Origin of the sequence: Acidiferrobacter sp. SPIII_3 (assembly GCF_003184265.1) — a bacterium.
Taxonomy (GTDB): domain Bacteria; phylum Pseudomonadota; class Gammaproteobacteria; order Acidiferrobacterales; family Acidiferrobacteraceae; genus Acidiferrobacter.
In genome coordinates this window covers 1,865,651-1,890,599 of sequence record NZ_CP027663.1, presented here as the reverse complement: position 1 = coordinate 1,890,599, position 24,949 = coordinate 1,865,651, and the positions used below count along the sequence as shown (strand labels likewise).

General features: G+C 65.4%; 24 protein-coding genes and 1 pseudogene. 22 read left to right on the top strand and 3 right to left on the bottom strand.

From position 1 onward, the window contains the following. Positions 1 to 118 precede the first annotated feature (118 nt). The 8 genes and pseudogenes from C4901_RS19390 to rpoS all read left to right on the top strand — a co-directional run bounded on the left by C4901_RS19390 (position 119) and on the right by rpoS (position 6,333). Positions 119 to 1,172: pseudogene (locus C4901_RS19390) on the top strand (pseudouridine synthase). After that, positions 1,165 to 1,815 carry an HAD-IA family hydrolase gene (locus tag C4901_RS09540; RefSeq protein ID WP_205735921.1) on the top strand — a complete coding sequence of 217 codons (651 nt, stop codon included), beginning with the start codon at positions 1,165 to 1,167 and terminating at the stop codon, positions 1,813 to 1,815. The pseudogene C4901_RS19390 and the gene C4901_RS09540 overlap by 8 nt, the downstream one beginning before the upstream one ends. Then, positions 1,803 to 2,141, top strand: a complete 339-nt coding sequence (locus C4901_RS09535) for a Rieske 2Fe-2S domain-containing protein (protein WP_205735920.1) — start codon at positions 1,803 to 1,805, stop codon at positions 2,139 to 2,141. The genes C4901_RS09540 and C4901_RS09535 overlap by 13 nt, the downstream gene beginning before the upstream one ends. Beyond that, positions 2,138 to 3,142, top strand: a complete 1,005-nt coding sequence (locus C4901_RS09530) for a S49 family peptidase (RefSeq protein ID WP_110137129.1) — start codon at positions 2,138 to 2,140, stop codon at positions 3,140 to 3,142. The genes C4901_RS09535 and C4901_RS09530 overlap by 4 nt, the downstream gene beginning before the upstream one ends. Positions 3,143 to 3,181: 39 nt before the next feature. Beyond that, a complete protein-coding gene (surE, locus tag C4901_RS09525; RefSeq protein ID WP_110138600.1) occupies positions 3,182 to 3,898 on the top strand; it encodes a 5'/3'-nucleotidase SurE in 717 nt (238 codons plus the stop codon). After that, positions 3,895 to 4,557: a protein-L-isoaspartate(D-aspartate) O-methyltransferase gene (locus tag C4901_RS09520; protein WP_240611737.1), complete on the top strand. Its 663-nt coding sequence runs from the start codon at positions 3,895 to 3,897 to the stop codon at positions 4,555 to 4,557. The genes surE and C4901_RS09520 overlap by 4 nt, the downstream gene beginning before the upstream one ends. A 2-nt stretch (positions 4,558 to 4,559) precedes the next feature. Beyond that, on the top strand, positions 4,560 to 5,324 hold the full coding sequence (locus tag C4901_RS09515; protein WP_110137128.1) for a peptidoglycan DD-metalloendopeptidase family protein: 765 nt from the start codon (positions 4,560 to 4,562) through the stop codon (positions 5,322 to 5,324). Positions 5,325 to 5,349: 25 nt separating this feature from the next. After that, positions 5,350 to 6,333: an RNA polymerase sigma factor RpoS gene (gene rpoS / locus C4901_RS09510; protein ID WP_110137127.1), complete on the top strand. Its 984-nt coding sequence runs from the start codon at positions 5,350 to 5,352 to the stop codon at positions 6,331 to 6,333. A 32-nt stretch (positions 6,334 to 6,365) separates the two neighbouring features. Here the strand turns inward: rpoS and C4901_RS09505 are convergent, their stop codons facing one another. Next, positions 6,366 to 6,749, bottom strand: coding sequence for an Mth938-like domain-containing protein (locus C4901_RS09505; RefSeq protein ID WP_168185655.1), 384 nt, complete (start codon positions 6,747 to 6,749; stop codon positions 6,366 to 6,368). A gap of 144 nt (positions 6,750 to 6,893) precedes the next feature. On the opposite strand from C4901_RS09505, the gene alaC reads away from it, so the two are divergent. The 13 genes from alaC to pgsA all read left to right on the top strand — a co-directional run bounded on the left by alaC (position 6,894) and on the right by pgsA (position 20,869). Beyond that, positions 6,894 to 8,093 carry an alanine transaminase gene (gene alaC / locus C4901_RS09500; RefSeq protein ID WP_110137125.1) on the top strand — a complete coding sequence of 400 codons (1,200 nt, stop codon included), beginning with the start codon at positions 6,894 to 6,896 and terminating at the stop codon, positions 8,091 to 8,093. Then, positions 8,090 to 9,400, top strand: a complete 1,311-nt coding sequence (locus C4901_RS09495; protein WP_110137124.1) for a homoserine dehydrogenase — start codon at positions 8,090 to 8,092, stop codon at positions 9,398 to 9,400. Before alaC ends, C4901_RS09495 begins: the two co-directional genes overlap by 4 nt. Positions 9,401 to 9,414: 14 nt before the next feature. Then, positions 9,415 to 10,485 (top strand): threonine synthase, encoded by a 1,071-nt coding sequence (gene thrC / locus C4901_RS09490; RefSeq protein ID WP_205735919.1) that lies wholly within the window; start codon positions 9,415 to 9,417, stop codon positions 10,483 to 10,485. 48 nt (positions 10,486 to 10,533) lie between these two features. After that, positions 10,534 to 11,526 (top strand): hypothetical protein, encoded by a 993-nt coding sequence (locus tag C4901_RS09485; protein WP_110137122.1) that lies wholly within the window; start codon positions 10,534 to 10,536, stop codon positions 11,524 to 11,526. Then, on the top strand, positions 11,523 to 13,193 hold the full coding sequence (gene recJ / locus C4901_RS09480; RefSeq protein WP_110138598.1) for a single-stranded-DNA-specific exonuclease RecJ: 1,671 nt from the start codon (positions 11,523 to 11,525) through the stop codon (positions 13,191 to 13,193). The genes C4901_RS09485 and recJ overlap by 4 nt, the downstream gene beginning before the upstream one ends. Before the next feature lie 118 nt (positions 13,194 to 13,311). After that, positions 13,312 to 14,205, top strand: a complete 894-nt coding sequence (gene cysM / locus C4901_RS09475) for a cysteine synthase CysM (RefSeq protein WP_110137121.1) — start codon at positions 13,312 to 13,314, stop codon at positions 14,203 to 14,205. Beyond that, on the top strand, positions 14,202 to 14,978 hold the full coding sequence (locus C4901_RS09470) for a 3'-5' exonuclease (protein WP_110137120.1): 777 nt from the start codon (positions 14,202 to 14,204) through the stop codon (positions 14,976 to 14,978). The genes cysM and C4901_RS09470 overlap by 4 nt, the downstream gene beginning before the upstream one ends. Then, complete coding sequence (gene rlmD, locus C4901_RS09465) at positions 14,975 to 16,294, top strand: 23S rRNA (uracil(1939)-C(5))-methyltransferase RlmD (RefSeq protein WP_110137119.1); 1,320 nt, start codon at positions 14,975 to 14,977, stop codon at positions 16,292 to 16,294. The genes C4901_RS09470 and rlmD overlap by 4 nt, the downstream gene beginning before the upstream one ends. After that, positions 16,295 to 16,780, top strand: coding sequence for a L,D-transpeptidase (locus C4901_RS09460; protein WP_110137118.1), 486 nt, complete (start codon positions 16,295 to 16,297; stop codon positions 16,778 to 16,780). A 9-nt stretch (positions 16,781 to 16,789) separates the two neighbouring features. After that, entirely contained in the window at positions 16,790 to 17,806 is a 1,017-nt protein-coding gene (nagZ, locus tag C4901_RS09455; RefSeq protein ID WP_110137117.1) for a beta-N-acetylhexosaminidase, read from the top strand. Then, the gene (locus C4901_RS09450; protein WP_110137116.1) at positions 17,803 to 18,489 is read left to right on the top strand and encodes a uracil-DNA glycosylase; all 687 of its coding nucleotides are present in this window, start codon (positions 17,803 to 17,805) and stop codon (positions 18,487 to 18,489) included. The genes nagZ and C4901_RS09450 overlap by 4 nt, the downstream gene beginning before the upstream one ends. Then, entirely contained in the window at positions 18,486 to 20,285 is a 1,800-nt protein-coding gene (gene uvrC, locus C4901_RS09445; RefSeq protein WP_110137115.1) for an excinuclease ABC subunit UvrC, read from the top strand. The genes C4901_RS09450 and uvrC overlap by 4 nt, the downstream gene beginning before the upstream one ends. Beyond that, on the top strand, positions 20,282 to 20,869 hold the full coding sequence (pgsA, locus tag C4901_RS09440; protein ID WP_110138597.1) for a CDP-diacylglycerol--glycerol-3-phosphate 3-phosphatidyltransferase: 588 nt from the start codon (positions 20,282 to 20,284) through the stop codon (positions 20,867 to 20,869). The genes uvrC and pgsA overlap by 4 nt, the downstream gene beginning before the upstream one ends. Before the next feature lie 166 nt (positions 20,870 to 21,035). Here the strand turns inward: pgsA and C4901_RS09435 are convergent, their stop codons facing one another. Further along, positions 21,036 to 21,560, bottom strand: coding sequence for a DsrE family protein (locus C4901_RS09435; protein ID WP_168185654.1), 525 nt, complete (start codon positions 21,558 to 21,560; stop codon positions 21,036 to 21,038). A gap of 764 nt (positions 21,561 to 22,324) precedes the next feature. Next, the gene (locus C4901_RS09430; protein ID WP_168185653.1) at positions 22,325 to 23,083 is read right to left on the bottom strand and encodes a bifunctional 2-polyprenyl-6-hydroxyphenol methylase/3-demethylubiquinol 3-O-methyltransferase UbiG; all 759 of its coding nucleotides are present in this window, start codon (positions 23,081 to 23,083) and stop codon (positions 22,325 to 22,327) included. A gap of 1,053 nt (positions 23,084 to 24,136) precedes the next feature. Here C4901_RS09430 and C4901_RS09425 point away from each other — a divergent pair. After that, positions 24,137 to 24,946, top strand: a complete 810-nt coding sequence (locus C4901_RS09425; RefSeq protein WP_205735918.1) for an ATP-binding cassette domain-containing protein — start codon at positions 24,137 to 24,139, stop codon at positions 24,944 to 24,946. Positions 24,947 to 24,949 lie beyond the last annotated feature (3 nt).

Here is a 24,949-nt window from a genome sequence, read left to right as displayed (position 1 = left end):
CACGGTCGGCCTTCGAAAATCGTTTTGTATGCAGCCGGAAAGCTTGCTAATATCGGACGCATACGAAGGCGCACTATAGCAGCCGGGTTGCGCCCCGGCAATCTTTTGGCTTCCCCTGATGTCTTGGCACGACAAGGCGGCGTCGGCGGTTCGCTTGGTGACGATAGATGCCGAGCGATCCGGGCAACGCCTGGATAATTTTCTTCTGGCGGTCCTAAAGGGCGTTCCCCGAACGCATATCTACCGGATTGTCCGCAAAGGCGAGATCCGTATCAACAAGGGTCGGCGTAAGGCGGATTATCGCCTGCAGATCGGTGATGTCGTGCGCATCCCCCCGATAGAGGTCAAAGCGCCGCCCCCACCGGCCCCGGATCTCGCGTGGCTCGCCGATCTCATTCTCTTCGAGGACGACTGGCTCCTGGTGCTGGATAAGCCCGCCGGGATGGCGGTGCATGGCGGGTCCGGCCTGTCTTTCGGGGTCATCGAGGCGTTGCGCGCGCTACGTCCGGCGGCCCGCGGCCTGGAGCTCGTGCATCGGCTCGATCGCGCGACGTCCGGCTGCCTTTTGATCGCCAAGCGGCGTTCGGCGCTCCGGGGTCTGCACGAGTCTTTGCGCGCCGGAGGCTTTGGCAAACACTACGTCGCGCTCCTGCAGGGCGTGCTGGCCGGCGGCGCACGCACGGTGGACGCGCCGCTTTTGCGCCGCGAGACCGGCGAGCGGCGGGTGGTCGTGGATGCCGCCGGCTGGCAAACACTACGTCGCGCTCCTGCAGGGCGTGCTGGCCGGCGGCGCACGCACGGTGGACGCGCCGCTTTTGCGCCGCGAGACCGGCGAGCGGCGGGTGGTCGTGGATGCCGCCGGCAAGCCCGCGCAGACCCACTTTACGCCGCGCCGGCGCTTTCGCGACGCCACCTTGACCGACGTCCGCCTGGGCACCGGACGCACGCACCAGGTGCGCGTACACGCCGCCTATCTCGGACACCCGCTGGCCGGCGACGAGCGCTATGGGGACCCCAAGGCCACTGGCGCGTGGAAGCAGAGGGGGCTTACGCGCCTGTTCTTGCATGCCGCGCGCCTGTCATTCCCGCATCCGGCCACGGGTCAGACCGTGGATGTCGAATCGCCGTTGCCAAAGGATCTCGCGCGTGTATTGGAGTCGCTTGATGCGTAAGGCCTATGAACTTCTGATTTTCGACTGGGACGGGACGCTCATGGATTCCGCGGAGCGTATCGTGCGCTGCTTTCAGGCCGCGGCGCATGACTGCGGATGGCGCGCGCTCGCCGACGAGGCGATCCGCAAGACCATAGGCCTTGGGGTCGCCGAGGCCCTGGCGCGGCTCTTGCCCGGGGAGGCGGACACCCGTCGCCGGGCGATCGCCGCCCGTTACCGGGAGCATTTTCTGCGTTTGAATGACACGCCCACGCCGCTTTTCCCGGGGGTCGCAGCCGGGCTCGAGGGCCTGCGCGCGCGTGGCTACCGGATCGCGGTGGCTACCGGCAAGTCACGGGTCGGGCTTGATGCAGCGCTTGAGGAAAGCGGGACGCGCACGCTTTTTTGCACGACACGCTGCGCCGACGAGACACGCTCCAAGCCCGACCCGCTCATGCTCCACGAGATACTGGCGGAGACCGGGGTGCGGGCCGCGGATGCGCTCATGGTCGGAGATACGAGCTACGATATTGAGATGGCCGCGCGCGCCGGCATCGACAGTGTGGCGGTGACCTATGGGGTCCACGATCTTGCGGAATTGCGCATTCATGAGCCGCGGTTGTGCGTCCAGACCTTTCCGGAACTGTGCGCGTGGCTACCCTAGTCGTATGCGCGAGCGGCGTGCTGGAGGACGGTGGTCTTGGGCGGCGGTTTGCGCTCAAGTCCGGGGACGAGGCCTTCGTCGTACGCCATCGCGGGGTGGTACACGCCTACCTCAACCACTGCCCGCACCGCAGCCTGGAGCTCGATTGGCAGGAAGGGCGATTCTTTGATGACAAAGGCGAGGTTTTGGTGTGTTCCGTGCACGGGGCGCGCTATGATCCCGCTGATGGTCGCTGCCTGGGCGGGCCGTGCCGCAATCAGGGGCTTACGGCCTTGATCTGCCGGGAACAAGAAGGGGTGGTGGTCGTGGAGGAGACGGGGCGATGAGCGATGATAACGACGAGAAGCGCGCTGGGGGGCGCGATGGGCGATCGGACCGGGATGATCGCTTGGGGCTGGGGGAGGACTGGGCGCGCGCGACGCTGGAAAAGCTCGCGTTCGCGGCATTGCACGAGCAGCGGCGCAGCCGCCGCTGGACGCTGGCCTTCCGATTCCTGGTCATCACCTTGATCGTGGCACTGTTTTTGAGCTACGAGGGGGCGCAGATGCGCGCAACCGGGCTTGCCGGGCGGTTCACCGCACTGGTGCGCATGGACGGCACCATTCAGGAGGGCGGTCCGGCCAGTGCCCGCCCGATCGATGCCGCCTTGCGCCATGCCTTCGCCGCGCACCCGGCGGGCGTGATCCTCGATGTCGACAGCCCCGGCGGCAGTCCGGTGCAGGCGAGCGACATCAACGCCGAGATCTGGCGGTTGCGGGCGCGCTATCCGCACATCCCGGTGTATGCCGTGGTCCAAGACCTGTGCGCCTCCGGCTGTTATTACGTGGCGGTGGCCGCCGACCGGATTTATGCCAATCCCGCAAGCCTGGTCGGTTCGGTCGGCGTGCTCATGGATGGGTTCGGCTACACGCGGCTCATGCATAAGATCGGTGTCACGCGGCGGCTTCTGGTGGCTGGCGCCAACAAGGACTTTCTGGACCCGTTCTCGCCGCTTACCAAGGCCCATAAGGCGTTTGCCGAGAAGATGCTGGCGCAGATCCACGAGCAATTCATCCAGGCCGTGAAAAAGGGCCGCGGGGACCGCCTGCGTCCGCATCCCGGACTCTTCAGTGGTTTGATATGGACGGGCTATCGGGCCCGGGAGTTGGGTCTGATCGACGGATTCGGGACCGTCGGGCAGGTGGCCAGGCATCTCTTCAATGCGCCTCGTATCGTCGATTTTTCACCGAAGGAGGGGCTTGTGACCCGTTTTGCACAGCACCTGGGCGCGACCATGAGTCAGACCTTCGTGACCCAGTGGTTGTCCCCCTTGCCGCGTGTGCAGTGAGCCGTGAAGCGGATATTGATCAGCAACGATGACGGATATATGGCCGCCGGTCTCGGATGCCTTGCCACGCATCTCGCACGCACCGCCGAGGTCACCGTGGTGGCGCCGGACCGTGACCGCAGCGGGGCGAGCAATTCGCTTACCCTGTTGCGGCCGTTACGCGTAGCGCGCGCGGCCAACGGGTTTTTCTTTGTCGATGGCACGCCCACCGACTGCGTGCATGTCGCTATCACGGGGCTCCTTGAGCACGAGCCCGATATCGTCATCGCCGGCATCAATCACGGCGGCAATCTCGGTGATGACGTCTTGTATTCCGGAACCGTGGCGGCGGCCATGGAGGGGCGATTCCTTGGGCTGCCGGCCATTGCCGTGTCGCTGGCCGCGCCCAATCCCGTGCATTTTCCGACCGCGGCGGCGGTCATCGAACGCCTGCTTGCGTCGTTGACCCCCGAGACCTTGCCCGCGGACACGGTACTGAACGTCAACGTGCCCGATGTCGCCTTTGCCGACCTCTGCGGCTTCGAGGCGACCCGTCTCGGGCATCGCCATAAGGCGGAGCCGGTGATTGCCACGCACGATCCCCGGGGGCGCCCGATCTATTGGGTGGGGCCGCCGGGGAGCGCCGATGACGCAGGCCCCGGCACCGATTTTCATGCCATCGCCGCAGGCTATGTCTCGGTCACGCCCCTGCACGCCGATCTGACCCGCCACAATACCCTTGATGCCCTGAAGGCCTGGTGCCGGGAGACATTGTGAGCGGTGAATCACGCACCGGCGCCGGCATGACCTCGGCGCGTACCCGCGAGCGCCTCATAGGGCGGCTGCGCGAACAGGGCATACGCGATGAGGAGACCCTTGCGGCCCTGTCGGCGGTCCCGAGGCACCTCTTTGTCGACGAGGCCCTGGCAAGCCGCGCCTATGAGGATACGGCCCTGCCGATAGGGCACGGTCAGACCATTTCCCAACCCTACATCGTGGCACGCATGACTGCGGCACTGCGCACCTCCGGACCGCTCGAACGGGTGTTGGAGATCGGGACCGGTTCCGGATACCAGGCGGCGGTGCTGGCGCGGCTTGCCGGGCATCTCTATACCGTGGAGCGCATAGCAGGTCTGGTACGCGCCGCGCGCCAGCGCTTCCAGATGCTGCGGCTTACCAATATTACCGTCCGTCACGCCGATGGTTGCGAGGGCTGGCCGGAGGAGGCGCCGTTCGATGCCATCATCGTGACCGCCGCGGCGCGTACGGTCCCGACCCCGCTCTTTAGTCAGCTCAAGGAAGGCGGGCGTCTTGTGGTACCGGTAGGTGGGGAAGGACAGGAACTCTTACTTTATCGCCGGCGCGGCACGGCTGTGTCCTTTGAACGCCTCGAGGTGGTCAATTTCGTGCCGCTGCTCCCGGGCGGAATCGTGTAAGGATGCGCCGCGCCCTGTTCGCCGGGTGCCTGCTTGCGCTGCTCGCCGGGTGCGTGGCCCGCATCCCCGCGCCCATTCAGAATGATGGCACGTCGCTTACCGGTAATCGCGGCTATTATCGGGTCCTGCCGGGCGACACTCTATATAGTATCGCCTTCGAGACCGGGCACGACTACCGCACCCTGGCCCGCTGGAACCATATCCCGGCACCCTACCGCATAGAGGTGGGGGAGCGCTTAAGGTTAAGCGCGCCGCGGCGTGACAAGCTGGCGCCGGGGCCCGCGGGCAGGCCCGTCACGCCCCCTCCGAGACCTCTTCCGGTGCCGCTCGCGCAGCGCGCGCAAGGCCGGCCCGTACGGCCGGCGACGCATGTGTCTGCGGTGCCCTGGATATGGCCGGCGCGCGGGATCGTCAAAGAGACCTTTGGGCGCGGCCCGCTCAGCGGGCGGCCGGGCAATCGCGGCATCGATATCCTCGGACGGCCCGGGGAGCCGGTGCGCGCCGCCGCCGCCGGACGGGTCGTGTATCGCGGCAGTAGACTTCCTGGTTACGGTAAGCTTATTATCATTAAAGAAAATAATGAGTACCTAAGCGCGTATGCGCATAACGCGCGCATTGAGGTCGAGGAGGGGGCGATGGTGCGGCAAGGCGAGGTGATCGCCATTATGGGGGACAGCGGTACCGATCGGGTGGAACTCGAGTTTGAGATCCGCCGACGCGGGATTCCGGTGAACCCTCTGCGCTATCTGCCTGTAAGACACCACTAGCGAGAAAAAAGAGGTACAGCCGCTCATGGTCGAATCGGAACTGGACGACAATGCAGTAGAGGCACCGGAGCCGGAAGCTCTTGAGGGGACGGACACAGAAGAGGCCTTGGAGGGGGCCGGCGATGGGGGGGTGACGGCCGAGGGCGCCCCGGAACGCGAAAGCGAGGACACGGCCGGCCCGCAGGCCGATGCCACTCAGCTCTACCTGCGCGAGATCGGGTTTTCGCCGCTGCTCACGGCCGAGGAGGAGGTCTATTACGCGCGCAAGGCCTTGCAAGGCGACTCATCGGCGCGCCATCACATGATCGAGTGCAACCTGCGGCTCGTGGTGAAGATCGCGCGCCGCTACATGAATCGCGGGCTGGCCCTGCTCGATTTGATCGAGGAAGGCAATCTCGGACTCATACGGGCCGTCGAGAAATTCGATCCCGAGCGCGGCTTCCGGTTTTCGACCTATGCCACATGGTGGATCCGGCAAACGATCGAGCGCGGGATCATGAACCAGACGCGCACGATACGCCTGCCGGTCCATGTCCTGAAGGAGATCAACATCTACATGCGGGCCGCCCGGCATCTGGCCCAGAAGCTCGACCACGAACCCACGCCCGAGGAGGTGGCGCTCCTGCTCGACAAGCCGATCGCCGATGTGCGCGCCATGATGGGTTTGAACGAGCGCATCGCCTCGGTCGACGCGCCCCTCGACATCGACCCCGACCGCTCACTGCTCGATGCCATCGCCGATGACAAGACCGCGAATCCGGAGAAGATCCTGCAAGACGAGGATCTCCATGGTCAGATCGCGGCCTGGCTCTCGGAGTTGAACGAGAAGCAGCGCGAGGTGGTGGAGCGGCGCTTCGGCCTGAACGGCCGCGATGTCTCGACCCTGGAGCAGGTGGGCGCGGATATCGGTGTGACGCGCGAACGCGTCCGCCAGATCCAGGTGGAGGCCTTGCGCCGCCTGCGCGGCATGCTCGAGCGCGGCGGTTACTCGATGGACGCGCTTTTTTAGGCGGTCATCGCGGTCCTGGCGGAAGCGCCCGGTCAGGGTGGGGGGTCGGCGAGCAGCAGGCCGGCGGCCACCCGGCGCCCCTCGCTCATGAGCAGGTTGTAGGTCCGGCAGGCGGCGGCGGTGTCCATGCATTCGACACCGATTCGGGCTTGCATAAACGGGGCGAGCCAGGCCGGAGGCGGGAAACGCAGCACGCCGCCGGTGCCGAGCAGGATGATCTCCGGAGAGCCTGCGGCGAGTTCCGCGAGGCTCGTGGCGTCGAGTTCCCCGAAATGCCGGGGACGCCAATCCGGGACCACCTCGTCTGGCATGAGGATGACGCTGTGCTCGTAGACGAGGTCGTCGATGCGCAGTCGGCCCGGGTCGTAACCCCGAATGAGGCGCCGCCCGTCGCCGGTATCCAGGTGAATCTTCACGAAAGTCCTCCGATCGACATTGACAGGGCGGCGCTTCGCCCGTATGTTCGCGGTTCAAACGGCCGTGGTTGGCGCGCTGCTCATCTCACGGCATCTTGATCGGCCGAACGCGCCGCCGGCCCGTCCGGGCACCCCAGGTGGAGTATGGATCAGTTTCCCCGCATAAAGAGATTACCGCCGTACGTCTTCAACATTGTAAACGACCTGAAAGCCGAGGCCAGACGACGTGGCGAGGACATCATCGACTTCGGGATGGGCAATCCCGACCACGCCACCCCCCAGCACATCGTAGACAAGTTGTGCGAGGCCGCGCAACGGGGTGATACGCACCGGTATTCGGTGTCCCGGGGAATACCGCGCTTGCGGCGCGCGATCTGCCACTGGTACGAGACCCGTTACGGCGTCACGCTCGACATGGATCGCGAGGCGATCGTTACCATCGGTTCCAAGGAGGGCCTGGCGCATCTCGCGCTCGCGACCACAGGTCCCGGGGATGTGATCCTGGTGCCCAATCCGAGCTACCCGATCCATCCCTATGGCTTTGTGATCGCCGGTGCCGACATCCGGCACGTCCCGCTCGTGCCCGGCGGGGATTTCTTCGCCGAGCTCGAGAGTGCGATCCGCAACTGCTGGCCCAAGCCCAAGATGTTGGTGCTAAACTTCCCCAGCAACCCCACCGCGCAGTGTGTCGATCTCGGCTTCTTCGAGAAGGTGATCGCGGTGGCGCGCGACCATGGCATCTACGTCATCCATGACCTTGCCTACGCCGACATCGTGTTCGACGGCTACAAGGCCCCATCGATCCTGCAGGTACCCGGGGCGATGGAGGTCGCCGTCGAGTTCTTCACGCTTTCAAAGAGCTATGACATGCCGGGATGGCGGGTGGGCTTCATGTGCGGCAACCGCGAGCTGGTGGCGGCGCTGGCGCGCATGAAGTCCTATCTCGATTACGGCATGTTCACGCCCATCCAGATCGCCGCGATCCTCGCGCTCGAGGGGCCGCAGGAGTGCGTGGGCGAGATTCGCGACCGCTACCAGAGCCGTCGCGATGTCTTGTGCGACGGCCTGAAGGCCGCCGGCTGGGAGGTGGACGTACCCAAGGCTACGATGTTCGTGTGGGCGAAGATCCCCGAGCCTTTCCGGGAGATGAAGTCGCTGGAGTTCGCCAAGAAGCTCCTACTAGAGGCCAAGGTGGCGGTATCGCCGGGCATCGGTTTCGGGGAGTACGGCGACGATTATGTACGCTTCGGTCTTATCGAGAACGAGCATCGCACGCGCCAGGCGGTGCGCAGCATCCGTGACCTCCTGCGGCGCGCGGGCATGCCGGCGAAGGAAGCCCTGTGAAGGCGGTCCGCGTCGGCCTTTTGGGGTTCGGGGTCGTGGGCGGCGGCACGGTCGCGGTGTTGACGCGCAACGCCCATGAGATCGCGCGCCGCGCCGGGCGGGACATAGAGATCGTGAAGATCCTGACGCGCGATCCGGGCAAGCGCCGCGCGCCGGCGGTGCCCGGGGGGCTCATCACCACGGATGCGGCCATGATCCTGGACGACCCGACCATAGAGGTCGTGGTCGAGACCATGGGCGGTATCGAACCGGCACGCTCCTACATCCTCGCGGCCATTGCCAAGGGCAAGCATGTCGTCACCGCCAACAAGGCCCTGATTGCCACCGCCGGCAACGAGATCTTCGCGGCCGCGCGCGCACGGGGTGTGGTGGTGGCCTTTGAGGCGGCGGTGGCCGGCGGGATCCCGATCATAAAGGCCATCCGCGAGGGGCTCGCCGGCAACCGCATCCGCGGCGTCGCCGGCATCATCAATGGGACCTGCAACTATATCCTGACCGAGATGCGCGAACATGGCACCGAATTCGCCACGGCGCTGGCGCAGGCCCAGGAACTCGGTTACGCGGAGGCTGATCCGCATTTCGATGTCGACGGAATCGATGCCGCGCATAAGCTTACGATCCTCGCCGCGATCGCCTTTGGCATACCGCTTGCGTTTGCGCAGGTGCATATCGAAGGCATACGTGATCTCGAGTCCGCGGATGTCGCCTATGCCGCCGAGCTCGGGTATCGCGTCAAGCATCTCGGGATCGCGCGGCGCGTGTCGGATGGCATAGAGCTGCGCGTCCATCCGGTACTGATTCCCCACAAGCGGCTCATCGCCAACGTCGACGGGGTCATGAACGCCATCCTCGTGTCGGGTGATGCCGTGGGCGCGACGCTGTTCTATGGCCCGGGGGCCGGCGCCGAACCGACGGGATCGGCAGTGGTGGCCGATATCATCGATGTGGTGCGCACGCTCACGACCGATCCAGAGCTGCGTGTGCCGCACCTTGCCTTCCAGCCCGACGCGTTGTCGGATGGTCCGATTTTGGGTATGGCGGATGTGACGACCGCCTGCTATCTGCGCTGCGAGGCCGAGGATCGGCCGGGTGTGCTCGCCGACATCACGCGCATCCTGGCCGATCTTGGCATCAGCATCGAGGCGATCCTGCAAAAGGTCCCCGAGCCCGGTGCCCACACCGTGCCGGTCATCCTCCTGACCCATGGCGTACGCGAGGCCCAGATCGACGAGGCCATTGCGCGCATCGCGGCATTGTCTGCGGTCACCGGCAAGATCCGGCGCCTGCGCGTCGAATCATTCGCATAGGAGCAAGAATTCCCATGAGTCGTTATACCGGTATCATCGCGCGTTACCGTGACTGGCTTCCGATCGCAGACGACAGCCGCATCATCACCCTGGGCGAGGGCAATACGCCGCTCATCCGGCTGGATCGGCTGACGCGCACCACGGGACGGACGGCGGCCCTGTACGTGAAGTTCGAGGGCCTGAACCCCACCGGATCCTTCAAGGATCGCGGCATGTGTTTTGCCGTGACCAAGGCCTGCGAGGCCGGCTCGCGCGCCGTGATCTGTGCCTCCACCGGCAATACCTCGGCATCGGCCGCGGCCTATGCGGCACGCGCCGGGATCAGCGCCTTCGTTTTGATCCCGGAGGGCAAGATCGCGCTTGGCAAGCTGAGTCAGGCGATGATCCATGGCGCGGTGGTGGTGCAGATCCAGGGGAATTTCGACGCCGGCATGCGACTTGTGAAGGAGATTGCCGAGAGCACGCCCATCACGCTCGTGAATTCCGTCAATCCTTACCGCCTGCAGGGGCAGAAGACCGCGGCCTTCGAGATTGTCGATGCCCTGGGATTTGCGCCGCACTACCATTATCTGCCGGTCGGCAATGCCGGCAACATCAGCGCGCATTGGCTGGGATACAAGGATTATGCGCGCGAAGGGCGTTGTGCGATCCCCAAACTCGTGGGCTATCAGGCGGCGGGCGCCGCGCCGTTTGTCGAGGGTCGCATGGTCGATGAGCCGGAGACGGTGGCCACCGCCATCCGTATCGGCCATCCACAATCATGGGCGCTCGCGCAATCGGCGCGCGAGGCCACCGGCGGCTGGTTCGGCGCGATCGACGACGCCGAGATCCTGGCCACGCAGAAACTCATGGCGCGCGAGGAGGGGATATTCTGCGAGCCGGCCTCGGCGGTGTCGGTGGCGGGGGCCTTGCGCGATCTGCGCGCCGGACGCATCGAGGAGGGTACGACGGTGGTATGCACGGTCACCGGCCACGGTCTTAAGGATCCCGACGTGGCCATCCGTCAGGGGGGGGCTGGCGAACTCGTGACCGTCGCCCCGACGCTTGCCGCGGTGCGTTCTGTCATTCTCGATCGCTCGTCCTAGGATGCCTCGCGCCCGCCGGCGCGGTGCCATCCAGCCGGGGTTCTGACCGTGCCGCCGGCGCTCATGGCCCCCGCGGTCACGTTCTATGTGCCTGGCCTCCATGGGGGCGCGATATGGCCTACGCCCCCGCCCGTGGCGCTTGCCCGGGCGCTTTCGCGCACACGGCGCATGGAAGGGGGTGACGAGGGTTATGCGACACGCGCCCTGGCGCTCTTTGGTCTACCCCCAACGGCCGGACTCGCGGCACTCGCACGCCTAGGCGAAGGGCAAGTGCGCGATGACCGCTGGTGGGTGCGCTGCGACCCCGTGCACCTGGCGGTGGACGGGGACCGCCTGCTGCTTTTGGATAACGATACCCTGACACTCGATGCGAAGGAGGCGCAACGCCTCTGTGCGCGTGTGGCCGAGGTATTTGCCGCCGACGGCGGGGTGATCGAGGCGCTCGCGCCCACGCGCTGGTATCTGAGGCTACCGACCCCCGAGCCCTTGCAGGCCACGGCCATGGCCGAGGTCGCCGGCCGCAACATCCATGATTACCTGCCCGAAGGTCACGCGCGCTATTGGCGGACCCGTTTGAACGAGGCGCAGATGATGTTGCATGAGGCCCTGAGCGCCGGTCATGGGGGTGAGGCCGCGCGCGGCGAGGCCAATAGCATCTGGCTGTGGGGCCCGGGGCGTGCCCCGGCGTCCGTGCCCGCCGATCCGGCTTTCAGGCGCGTGTTTACAGACGATGCGCTCGTGAGCGGCATGGCACGGGCCACCGGGGCGGTGGTGGCGGGACTGCCGGCGGGGGTCCCTGATCTCGATCACGCAGGCACGACCTTGATCGTTTTACGCGGGGCGCAGGGCGCGGTGCAGTATGGGGATACCGATGCGTGGTCGTCGTTCCTGGAGGCCTTTGTCAGCGCCTGGTGGCGGCCGCTCGCCGCCGCCACGCGCGCCCGGCGACTGGCACGATTGTCGTTGATCGGCGACCGCGGACCCTGCCACGTCCTGGAACCGCGCTGGTGGCGCCCGTTTGCCAGGTGGGGGCGTCGATGACCGTGCCATCGGTGCCGCCGGCCATCGTCGAGGCGGTCCTCGATCGTCTCTATGCGGCCCGCGGGGTTGGAGACCGCGTCGCGGAGACGCGCGGGCTTGCGACGCTCGCCGCGCCCGATACCTTGAGCGGCCTCGAGCAGGCCACCGATGCCCTGGCGGGGGCCATGGCGCGGGGTGAGCGCATCCTCGTCATCGGTGACTATGATGCCGATGGGGCCACCGGAACCGCCCTTGCGGTGCGCGGATTGCGCCGCCTGGGCGCGCACGACGTCCATTATCTGATCCCGGATCGGGCGCGCGAGGGCTATGGTTTGAGTGCCGCCATCGTCGCGCGCGCCGCGACCCTGGGGCCGCAGTGGATCCTGACGGTCGACAATGGTATCAACAGTCTCGAGGGCGCACGCACGGCACGCGAACGCGGTTTGCGTCTCATCATCACCGATCACCATCTGCCCGGCCCGACGCTGCCCGAGGCGGTCGCCATCGTCAATCCCAACCAGCCCGGGGATCGCTTTCCGAGCAAGGCCCTGGCCGGGGTCGGCGTGGTGCTCTACGTGCTGATCGCGCTGCGCCGAAGGCTTAGCGCCGAGCATGTAGCGCTCGCCGACCTTCTCGATCTCGTGGCGCTCGGCACGGTCGCCGACTGTGTCCCGCTCGATGCCAATAATCGCGTGCTGGTGCGCGAGGGGCTGCGGCGCATGAATGCCGGACGCGCCTGTGCCGGCATCGAGGCCTTGCTGCTCGTGAGCGGCAGGCGCCCCGGGCGGATCTATGCCCAGGATCTCGGTTTCCAGATCGGGCCGCGGCTGAACGCCGCCGGGCGGCTGGCCGACATGAGTGTGGGCGTACGCTGCCTGCTCACGGATGACCGCGGTGAGGCCTTGGCGCTGGCGCGCGAGCTCGATGCCTTGAACCGCGAACGGCGCGAGCGCGAGGCGCAGATGCAGGCCGAGGCCAGCGCGCGTCTGGCGGTGTCGGTCGAGGCTGACACTTTGAGTGCCGGGATTTGCCTCATGGAGCCGCACTGGCATCCGGGGGTCGTCGGGATTCTCGCCGGACGTCTGAAGGACGCCTATAAGCGGCCGGCGATCGTATTCGCGCCCGCCGACGACGGATCCCTGCGCGGCTCCGGCCGCAGCGTGCCGACGCTCAACCTGCGCGATACCCTGGCGGCCATCGGCGAACGCCATGCGGGTCTGATCCGCCAGTTCGGCGGGCATGCCGCGGCCGCGGGCCTTACGATCGCCGAGAGCGATTACCCGCGCTTCGCGGCGGCGTTCGCAGGCGAGGTCGAGCGGCGCATAGGGCGCGGCCCGTTCATCGATGCGCGCGGGGATGGCGTATTGCAGCCGGAGGAATTGACCCTGGCGCTGGCATCGGCCATCCGTGCCGGTGGCCCGTGGGGCAATGGGTTCCCCGAACCGTTGTTCGAGGGGCTTTTTGGGGTGATGGAGGCGGCGGTGGTGAAGGAGGCGCATCTGCGCCTGCGGCTTGCCGTGGACGGCCGTGACGAACCCATGAAGGCCGTGGCATTCCGCTGTAACCAGGCGCCGGCCATCGGCAGCTCCATTGCCGTGCGCTACCACCTCGGGATCGACGACTTCGGCGGCCGCGAGACCCTCTGCCTGTATGTTGCGGAATGGTCCGCCGTGTCGCCCGGGCCTTAAAGTGCGCTACACTCAACACCAGTATTCGAACTCGCCTTGACCGGTAGCGGGCGGCGCGCAGAGTCGCGTGCGGGGCCGGCGGGGCTGGCGGGATGAACAGGCTCATTGGATCGATCGCGTGAACATAAAATCCCTTGCCGAGTGTGTCGGTAATACACCGCTTGTCGCCCTTCAGCGCCTGGGTACGGAACGGGGAAATCGTCTGCTCCTGAAGCTCGAGGGCAATAACCCGGCGGGTTCGGTCAAGGACCGGCCGGCGCTCAACATGATCGAGGCCGCCGAGCGCCGCGGGACCATACATCCGGGCGACACCCTGATCGAGGCCACGAGCGGTAATACCGGGATCGCGTTGGCCATGGCCGCCGCGGTCAAGGGCTATCGCATGGTGCTGGTCATGCCCGAGCACATGAGCGTGGAACGCCAGGGGCTCATGCGCGCCTTTGGCGCGCGGCTGATCCTCACCTCGAAGGCCGGCAGCATGGAGGAGGCCATCGACACGGCGCGTGCCATGGAGGCGCGTGGCGAGGGCCGCATCCTCGACCAGTTCTCGAATCCCGACAACCCGGATGCCCACTACCGGACCACGGGCCCGGAGATCTGGCGCGACACCGACGGCACCGTGACCCATTTCGTGAGCGCCATGGGGACCACCGGGACCATCATGGGGACCTCGCGCTATCTGAAGGAGCGCAATCCGGGGATCGTCGTGGTCGGCGTGCAGCCCACGGCCGGGTCATCGATCCCGGGCATACGGCGGTGGCCCGCGAGCTATCTCCCGGCGATCTACGAGGCCGCGCGCGTGGACCGCATCATCGATATCGACCAGAAGGAGGCCGAGGAGATGACGCGCCGGTTGGCGCGTGAGGAGGGGGTCTTTTGCGGGATCTCCTCGGGCGGGGCGGTGGCCGCGGCGCTGATGCTCGGCGCCACGCTCGAGCATGCCACCATCGTCAGCATCGTCTGCGACCGCGGCGACCGCTATCTGTCCACGGGTGTGTTTCCGGTCTCATGAATGTCCTTGTGTTCGATATCGAGACCGTGCCGGACGTGGCCGCGGGGCGCCGCCTCTACCATCTGGATCTGGGGGACGAGGACGTCGCGCGGGTCATGGTCCACAGGCGGCGCGAGGAGTCCGGCCAGGAGTTTCTGCGCCACTACCTGCACAAGGTAGTGGCGATCTCGGTGCTATTGCGCCGCAATGACGAGTGCCGCGTGTGGTCGCTCGGCGATCCCGCGGCCTCCGAGGCTGAGATCCTCGGGCGCTTCTTCGAGGGCATCGAGCGGTTTTCGCCGACGCTCGTGTCGTGGAATGGCGGCGGCTTCGACCTGCCGGTGCTGCATTACCGCGCCCTGCTGCACAAGATCCCCTGCAGCCGCTATTGGGAGACCGGCGATGAGGACAGCGCGTTTCGCTGGAACAATTACCTGAGCCGTTATCATGCCCGACATACGGATGTCATGGATGTGCTGTCGGGCTACCAGGCACGCGCCACGGCGCCGCTGGACGAGATATCGGCGTTTCTCGGCTTTCCCGGCAAGCAAGGCCATGACGGCGCCGAGGTCTGGGACCGCTATCGGCGTGGCGAGATCGGTGGGATCCGCGACTACTGCGAGACCGACGTCTTGAATACCTATCTCGTATTTCTGCGGTTAGAACTCATGCGCGGACACCTTGCGCCCGAGGCCCACAGGCAGGAAGAGGAGCGGTTGAAGACGGTCCTGGCTGCCGCCTGCAGGCCTCACCTGTCGGCATTTTTGCAGGCGTGGGAGGCGGCGGGCGCATGAAGGCCCGGCAGCTGCCGGAGGACGCGACCTGTGTCATCGCCTCCCTGAATCACGATGGTTCCGGCGTCGGACATTGCGATGGCAAGGTGGTGTTCGTGGATGGGGCATTGCCCGGTGAGGAGGTGCGGTTTCGTTATGTCGGCCGCAGACGCCGCTATGACACCGGCGCGGTACGGGAGATCCTGGTGCGCTCCGCCAAGCGCGTGGAGGCGCGGTGTGCGCATTTCGGGGTGTGCGGCGGCTGCCAGCTCCAGCACCTGGAGCCGGCCGCCCAGCTTTCCGCCAAGGAGGGTATCGTGCGCGAGGCCTTCGCCCATATCGCGCAGGTGGACTGTGCGGATTGGGCGCCCCCCGTGACAGGTCCAGTATTCGCGTATCGGCGCAAGGCCCGGCTCGGGGCGCGGGTCGTCGACAAGAAAGGCGGGCTTTTGCTGGGATTTCGTGAACGTCGGCACTCCTATATCGCGCCCTTGTCCTATTGTCATACGCTTGATGCGCGGCTCGGTGCGCGTCTTGCCGACGTGAAGGCGCTCATGGAGGGCCTGTCCTGCCCCGAGGCCATCCCGCAGATCGAGTTCGCGGCCGGCGATGACGCCGCGGCCCTGGTGCTGCGCCATCTGCGCGACCTGACGGCGGCGGACCTGCGGGCGCTTTCGGCCTTCGGGGAGACCCAGGGATTGGCCATGCATGTCCAGGCTGGCGGGCCCGAGACCGTGGAATACGTGGGCGGGCCCGGCGAGGTCTTGCACTATGCCCTGCCGGAGTTCGCCGTTGACCTGACCTTCGGGCCCACGGATTTCATTCAAGTGAATGGTGAGACCAACAAGGCCATGGTGGCGCAGGCGGTGGACTGGCTGGGGCTGCACGCCGGCAGCCGCGTGCTGGACCTTTTTTGCGGTCTCGGGAACTTCACATTCCCCATCGCGCGGCGTGCGGCCTCGGTATTCGGTATCGAGGGCGCGTCGGCGCTTGTCGACAAGGCGCGCTGCAATGCGCGCGCCAACGACCTCGACAACGCCACGTTCGCGGTGGCGGATCTGGACGCCGAGACCCTGGGCGATCTGCTCGGGGACCGGCCCTTCGACGCAGCGCTCCTCGATCCGCCGCGCACCGGGGCGATGGCGGCGGTCAAGACGCTCGCGGCACGCGGCGTGCCGCGCCTCGTCTATGTATCATGCAATCCCGCGACCCTGGCGCGCGATACGCAATGGCTCGTGCGCGAGGGGGGGTACCGCTTGGCGCGCGCAGGCGTCGTGGATATGTTCCCGCAGACCCACCACATCGAGGCCATGGCCTTGTTCATGAGGGACGGCTAGATGTCCTACATAGAGGTGGATGTCGCCGCCCAGCGGTTGCGGCTCTGCGAGCGCGAGGGCGGGCGCGTGATATGGGAGACCGCGGTGGCCACCGCCAAGAACGGCGTGGGCGAGCGCTATGGCAGCTATCAGACGCCGCGAGGTCTGCATGTCGTGCGTGCCAAGATCGGCGATGGCGCCGCGCGCGGGACGGTGTTCGTCGGGCGCCGCCCGACCGGCGAGATCTATAGTCCGGCCTTGCGCCGGCTCCATCCCCAGAGGGACTGGGTATTGACGCGCATCTTGTGGTTGAGCGGACTTACGGCGGGCGAGAATCGCTTGGGTGAGGTCGACACCATGCGCCGCTACATCTACATCCATGGGGCCCCGGACGAGGACCCGATGGGCATACCCTCGTCGCACGGTTGCATCAAGATGCGTAACGACGAGGTCATGGAACTCTTTGATCGGGTGCCACCCGGTACCCGCGTGCGTATCATTGCGTAAGGAGACGCCATGTCGCTAGGTCCGGTCATGATGGATTTGGTGGGAACCACGCTGTCGCCTAAGGAGCGCGGGCGGTTGCGCCACCCGCTGGTCGGGGGCGTGATTCTCTTTAGCCGGAATTACGAGAGCCCGGCCCAGCTGCGCGCATTGACCGCCGAGATCCGCGCCCTGCGCAATCCCCCGCTCATCATTACCGTCGATCACGAAGGTGGACGCATCCAGCGTTTCCGCGCCGGATTCACAGACCTTCCGGCGGGCGCGCGCATCGGCGAGATCCATGCGCTCGATCGCGCGCGCGGGCGCACACTGGCGCATGCGGCGGGCTATGTCATGGCCGCCGAACTGCTGGCCCATGGTGTGGATATGAGCTTCGCGCCGGTGCTCGATCTCGGGCACGGCGTGAGCACCGTGATCGGTGATCGCGCGTTCGCCGAAGATCCGCTGGTGGTGACCGAACTCGCCCGGCAATATGTGCTGGGCATGACGCAGGCGGGGATGGCGGCCTGCGGCAAACACTTTCCCGGGCACGGTGGGGTGATGGGGGATTCGCATACCGAACTGCCAGTCGACGAGCGTCCGCTGTCGGCCTTGAAGAATGCCGATCTCGTCCCGTTCGCGCGCCTGTGTCCGACGGTGCTGGCGGCGGTCATGCCCGCGCACGTCTTGTATCCCCGGGTGGATGCGCAGCCCGCCGGTTTCTCGCGCGTGTGGCTGCAAGACCTATTGCGCAAGGCGCAGCGCTTTAGCGGGGTGATCTTCAGCGACGATCTCAGCATGGCCGGTGCCCACGGCGCCGGTGATCTCGGTGCGCGTGCCCGCAAGGCCCTGGCCGCGGGTTGCGATGTCGTGCTCGCCTGCAATGACCCGGATGGTCTTGATGGCCTGTTCGAGGCGCTCTCCGGCTATGTCAATCCCCTGTCGCAGGCGCGCATGACACGCCTGCACGGGCGTCCGGCGTGGACTGCGGACGAACTCTCCGCCAATGCCGACTATCGCGCATCCCGCGAGCTCTTGCAGTCATTATGAGCGGGGTAGCGAGGCGGCGGGTATCGCCGAAGTCGGATGCGTCCGCCACGCCGACGCGGACGACGACACTGTCGCGGTGCCGGCAGTGTGCGAGACTCGCGGCGTTTCGTGACGAGATCAAGGGCCGCCACCCGGCGTATCGCTGCCAGCCGGTACCGATGTTCGGCGATGAGTCCGCACGCCTTTTGATCGTGGGGCTTGCGCCCGGACTGCATGGCGCCAACGCCACCGGCCGGCCATTTACCGGCGACTACGCGGGTATCCTGCTCTATGAGACCCTCCATCGCCTGGGGCTTGCCAACCGCGCGCAGTCGCTGGCGGTCGGCGATGGACTGATGCTGAGCGGCGCGCGCATCACCAATGCCGTAAAGTGCGTGCCCCCGGCCAATCGCCCGACTGCCGAAGAGATCCGCACCTGCGCGCCCTATCTGAACGCGGAGCTTGCCGCGCTACCCGAAGGTGGCGTTATCATGGCTCTGGGCCGTATCGCCCACGAGGCCGTGCTGCGGGCCTTTGGCGCGCCGCTTGCGCGCCACCGTTTCGCGCACGGCGCGCGTCATGCGGTGGCGGGCCGGATCGTGTGGGACTCTTATCATTGCAGCCGCTACAACACGCAGACACGGCGTCTGACCGCGACCATGTTCGAGGAGGTCTTGAGGGCCGCCGTGCGCGAGGTGTCATGAGCGATCTACGCGAGTTGGTGCGGGGTTTGGGGGACTGCCCGGGGGTCTACCGCATGCTGGACGAGGGTGGGGTGGTGCTCTATGTCGGCAAGGCCGTGAGCCTGCGCAAGCGCGTGAGCAGCTATCTGCGGCCGGCGAAGAGCCCGCGGATCGCCTCGCTCATGGCCACCGTGCGTCATATCGAGGTCACGGTGACGCATACCGAGACCGAGGCCCTGCTGCTTGAAAATAACCTCATAAAGTCTTTAAGACCTCGCTATAACGTCTTGTTGCGAGACGATAAAAGTTATCCCATGATCTTTCTCGGCGGGGCTTCGGACTTTCCCCGGCTGGGGTTTCACCGCGGGGCGCGTCGGGAGCCCGGGCGGTATTTCGGACCCTATCCCAGCGCCACGGCCGTACGTGAGACCTTGAATCTCCTCCAGCGGGTGTTTCCGGTCCGCCAGTGTGAGGATTCGGTATTCCGCAATCGCACACGCCCCTGCCTGCAGTACCAGATCCATCGATGTTCGGGCCCGTGCGTGGGGCTCGTGGACAAGGAGAGTTATGCGCGGGATGTCCTGCACACGCAGTGGTTTCTCGAGGGTCGCAACAAGACCCTGCTTGGTGATCTCAAGCGACAGATGACGGAGGCTGCCGCGCGGCTCGATTTCGAACAGGCGGCGCGGCTACGCGACCGCGTGGCGCTTTTGAGTGCCGCACAGGAGCGCCAGTATGTCGATAACGACAAGGGTGATGCCGATGTCCTGGCGGTGGCCGAGGAGAGCGGCATGCTGGTGGTCGCGATCCTGGCAATACGCGGGGGGCGGCAGCTTGGTTGCAAGACGCTCTTTCCGCGTGTCCCCGAGGCCATGTCCGCCGAGGAGGCGCTGGCGGCGTTTCTCCCGCAGTATTATCTCGGGCAATCACCGCCCACGCGTATCTATATCGGCACCCCGGTCCCAGGACGCGAGTTGATCGCCCAGGCCTTGTGTGCCGACTCCGGGCATGCGGTGACGATCGCGGTACCCGCGCGCGGGATTCCCCGGCAATGGGTGGCCCTGGCCAAGACCAACGCCGCTGATGCCCTGCGCCGCCGGCAGGCGGAGCGCGCCGGCCACGGTGCGCGCTGGGCGGCGATGACCGCGGCCCTCGGGCTTGCGGTGGCCACGCGCGTCGAGTGTTTCGACATCAGTCACACGCAAGGGGAGCTGCCCGTGGCCTCGTGCGTGGTGTTTGGTCCGGACGGGCCGATCAAGAGTGACTATCGGCGTTTTCATATCGAAGGGGTGGGCGCCGGCGACGACTACGCGGCCATCGGCCAAGCGGTGGCGCGTCGTTATGCGAAGACCCCACTGCCCGATCTCGTGTTGATCGACGGCGGCGCGGGCCAGGTGGCGCGCGCCGAGGAGGCCTTGCAGGCCCTGGGACTGCAGGCACGGATTCTCGGTATCGCCAAGGGACCAGAGCGTCGATTCGGGGATGAAGAGTTCCATGAACCGGGACGCGCCGGGCCTTTCACTCTCGATCACGCGCCCGCAGCCTTGGTGTTCCTGGCGTCGGTGCGCGATGAGGCTCACAGGTTTGCCATAACCGGGCATCGCGCGCGGCGCGCCAAGGCGCGGCTCGTGTCGGAGCTCGACACCATCCCCGGGGTCGGGCCGAAGCGCCGCCAGACCCTGGTCAAGGCCCTGGGCGGCGCACGTTTCGTGGCGCAGGCCGAACTCGCCGATCTCGAGCGACTCCCGGGCATCAGCAAAGGGCTTGCACGGCGCATCTACGACATCTTTCATGCCAAAGGCGAGCCGTGCCCCTGAACGCGCCCAATATCCTGACGCTGCTCCGGATCGCACTCATTCCGGTGTTCGTGCTCGTGTATTTCCTGCCGGTCTCGTGGGCCGATGTCGGGACCGCGGGGTTCTTTTTGCTGGCGGCCCTCACGGACTGGCTGGATGGGTATCTCGCGCGGCGGTGGAACCAGTCGTCCGCGTTCGGGGCGTTCCTCGATCCGGTGGCGGACAAACTCATGGTGGCCACGGCGCTCATCATGATCGTGGCCAATCCCAAGCTGCATCCACCACTGCTCAGCACTTCGCTCTTTTCCGTCGTAGTGTTGGTCATTATCGGTCGCGAGATCGCCGTCTCGGCGCTGCGCGAGTGGATGGCGGAGGTGGGTAAGCGCAAGAGTGTTGCGGTGTCGGTGGTGGGCAAGTTCAAGACCGGCGTGCAGATGGTGGCAATCCTGCTATTGCTCTACGAGCGGCCCATCGTAGGCGTCTCGGCGTTCCGGGCCGGCGAACTCCTTCTTTATGTTGCGGCCCTGCTCACGCTCTGGTCGATGGGTGTGTATCTGAAGGCGGCGTGGCCCGAACTGACGAAAGGGGAGGGCGAGGGTCGCTAGCCTGCGGGGTGCGTAGCGGGGGGCATTCCGCGCGCACGGATATGGGTCAGTCCCCTGAGCAGGGGCCTGCGGGACCCGTATTAAAGACGAAGGGCATCCACGGCAGGCGAACATATGGCTGGGGCGTGGGGGCGGGCGCCTGCACCCACCCCCAGGTCGCGCCACCTCAGGGCTTCAGGGCCACGTAGCCCTGCATCTCCTTACGGGCGACCTCGAGGACGCCGGCTGGCACTATGCGCGCGAACGCAAAGATGTCCTTGCGCACCAGGTGATTGGCGAGCATGGCATTGTGGCACGCGCGGATCTTCAGGCCATGGGCGGCAAGCCTCTCAAGCGGCATGCGATTATGGGCGTCGTTCCAGACCGAGAGCATGCGTATCCCCGGCCCGAACGCGACGAGCTCCAGGCGATAACGTCGGGGATCTCCGCCAAACGCCTTCTCGATATTGCTCAGCACGGCCACCGCATAATTCCACCGGGCGGGCGCGGCGCTGTCGACCTCGATCACGGCCTTCAATACCTTCCCACGGAAAAATGAGGGTGTGGGCAAGGGATGGCTGTTGTAAAAGGCCGGATAATTTTTATAGGATGCGGGACCATAACGTAGCGCCCACGCTTTCGGCAACCCCAGAAGAGCCATGACCATGCCGACCACCAAGACCTGATGCCATTGCAAGGAATAGGTACGCACGATATTTCCCCCCATCCATTATGATGTATGAAGAATCGTCAGCCGTTATGCTCCCGAACATTCCACAGGGATCGCTTACGCTAGCTGGCCCGCATGGACGCGTCAATACCCCCTCAGGAGGCGCGGAGTGTGGCGGTGTGGGTACGCGGGGGCAAGAGGGGTTCGCGATATTGGGGACGCCAGTATTCGATGATATTGCTACGACCGCAGAAGGATTCGCGAGTTTGTGTAAGATGAATGCGCATATCGTTTCGGCCCAAGGGACAGGATTGAAGACTTTGCGCCGCGCAGGGGTTGCCGTGCCCACGGTAATGCAACCATCCACCGAAGAGGTGGACTGGGAGAGCGGGCCGCCAGCCTCCGGTCCGGGCGGGTGCGTAGCGTGTGTGCGATCAGGCAATTCGCTGGGTCGCGTGCGGGCCACAAATTGTAAGGATTTAAGACAGTAAGTGACGGATCCGGCCGATAGAAACTGGCAGACGGGGCTTGCGCGATCGCCATCATGCAGTCCTTTGGGGCTCCGTTGGCGAATGGACGCGCGATAATGGTGACACCAACGGACAAGCCATCCGTCGTGCCCGATCGCGGCCCTCTCTCTGGGAGATACTGGTTCACATGAGTTGTGGGGATTATCTAGCGACGGCACGTGGCTTGTGCGGGCACCTGTGACGGCAATAAGGGCGCGAGCACCTTTGCCATGGGAATCTTTAATTAGTAAAAGATACCGCCTTACGGCCCCCTTGATCGTAGGTGTATAGACGCCCTTAGATGAAACCCATGGCCTTGACGTTGCCAAATGGGGACAGGAAGACGTCGGCAACCCCAAGCCCGGCGGCATGCAAAAGATCCACGAGGTCCATGGCCTCATAGAGGCACACGGGTTGCTGGATGGCGTGCCGGTCCGCCATGTCCGACGCCAGGTAGCCATAGCGTTCCGCCACCGGCCGGTCCCTATGAGGATATCGGCGCCCTAATTCCGAGTTCAATCCCGAGGCCGAAAGAAACACTCGGCCGCCCGGTTTGAGGTAATGGGTCCAGGCGCGTACGGCCGTGACCGCCTCGGCGTATCGCAGGTAATGAATGGCTCGCTGACAGATGATGGCATCATAGGGCGCATCAGGCAGGGCCTCGGGCAAGGCCCGGAAGTCTGCCTGGATGAAGTGCGGTGGCTGTGGAATAAGACGTCCGCTTAAGGCGCGCTGGATGTCCGCACCGTGGTCATGCCGATCCACGGCGGTAACCAGGGCGCCGCAGGCCACCATGCGCAATGTCTGTCCGCCTCTTCCGCAGGCCAGATCCAAAGCCGATGGGCGGGTCGTGGGGTTTTGCGCAAACCGTGCATCGAGAAAGGCGAGGCAGCGCTCGTCCAGGTCATCCGCGCGTTGGCTCGCGACATCAATGCCCTGGCCTGCCCCAGCGAGGCGCCGACGTGTTCGTTCATCAAGCCATGGCTCATTGTGAGGGTCGAAATGCTCCGGGACCATATACATATCCTTTTTCGTCAGGTTGCTTCCTGTAACCATCAAAGCGCGATCAGCTCGTCGGGTCGACCGATCAGGTATCTCACGGCTTCGGCATAAGGATAGCTTAAGTGAATGGCAATTCGGCGACACCTTGCCAAAAGCGCAGGCCGTGCCGATCGCGGTCATGATAGTCATGTGCCGGGTAGTCGCCCGCAGGCCGCCAAAAACATATGTTTAAACGGAAAGGGTCGCCATGGCCAGCACGGCGGGAGGTTCGCAGGGGATCATGACCCGAGAGAATCGTATTTGCCCAAGACGCGTCAGAGGCTCGCGTGATCTTTGTCCGTTGAAAAATGTCAGGGCCGGATCTGTGGCGCATGACAGTAAACTTGCCGCGTCGTATGGCGATGGCGGTAGCCTATATGATGATGGAATGAATGGAGTCCGCCGTCAGGCCTATGGACCAGGATTCGAGCCAGGTAGCTTGTTTCCAGTCGTGGCAGCTTGCGGGTATGGGTGGGGAATCACGTATAATCTCAGTGAGCCTCTGGGTTTCGTGAGGCGCGGATCAGCCTACTGGGGCGCCGTTTCCCCTACGCAAGTATCCAGGTCGACCGAGGCCAATGATCGTCGCGGTCCAAAGCCCATGCGTTGGGCCCAAACTTACCGCGTTTCAGGACCGCGTCGTCATCGCTTTTTAGGGAGGTTTGCGCACGTAACCGCGGGGTTCCGAGAATAAAGGGCCCGGATCAGCGGCGGAAGGTGCCACGTAGGGGCTTGTCGGAGAGGCGGGATCATTCGGGCCGGCGGATGTCTTTGCCGCCTCGAACGGCATGATCTCGTCTGCGCCGTGACACGACAGACACCGGTTCTTTCGTCGTAAGCCGCTGACGGATGGTATCGTATCGATGGGGTGGTGTGTCGGTTGGGTCGGTTGGCTCGGCGATGTGCGCCACGCCCGGATCCGGCCGTAGACCACGCTTAGGTCTGCTCGATGGGGCGCGATCTTCTATACAGGATGGGTCTACGAAGGCGGTAGAGATGGTTTGCCGAAATCGGCACCGAGTTTGGGGTTCCCTCCACCATTACCGGTGCCGCGTCTGTGATAGACTGATGTCCATGGACATCCTCGCAGTCGAGCATCTGACCAAGCGCTTCGGCGAGAATCCCGCGGTCGTGAACGATGTGACATTTTCCGTCGCCCAGGGGAGCGTGTTCGCGTTCCTTGGACCAAATGGAGCGGGGAAATCGACAACCCTCAAGATGCTCACCACCCTTCTTCGTCCGACATCAGGCACGATACGGGTAGCCGGATACGACCCCGCAATCCATCCCGATGCCGTACGGCGCGCCTTCGGCATCGTGTTTCAGGATCCGTCCCTGGATGACGACCTCACCGCGCTTGAAAACCTTGAGTTCCACGGCATTCTCTATGGGGTGCCCAAGGACACGCGCCGCGCGCGCATACAAGAACTCCTGGTGCTGGTCGATCTCGCGGATCGAAAGAGGGGCCTGGTGCGGGAGTTCTCCGGCGGCATGAAACGGCGCCTCGAGATCGCCCGTGGCTTGCTCCACCATCCGCAGATCCTGTTCCTGGATGAACCCACGCTCGGGCTCGACCCCCAGGCGCGCAACCACCTCTGGGGTCATGTAAGAAATCTCAATCGCAACGAAGGCGTCACGGTGTTCTTCACGACCCATTATATGGAGGAGGCGGACAACATCGCCGAACGGATCGCTATCATTGACCACGGGCGTATCGTCGCGGAAGGCTCGGGGCAAGAACTGAAGGACAAGACGGCGACGGACTCGCTGGAAGGCGCCTTCCTGGCCCTGACCGGCAACACCTTGCGCGAGGAGGCGGGCGGCTCGGTGGACCGCTTGCGGCAGGCGCGCCAGTTGTGGGGCGGCCGCCGCCGTTGATGG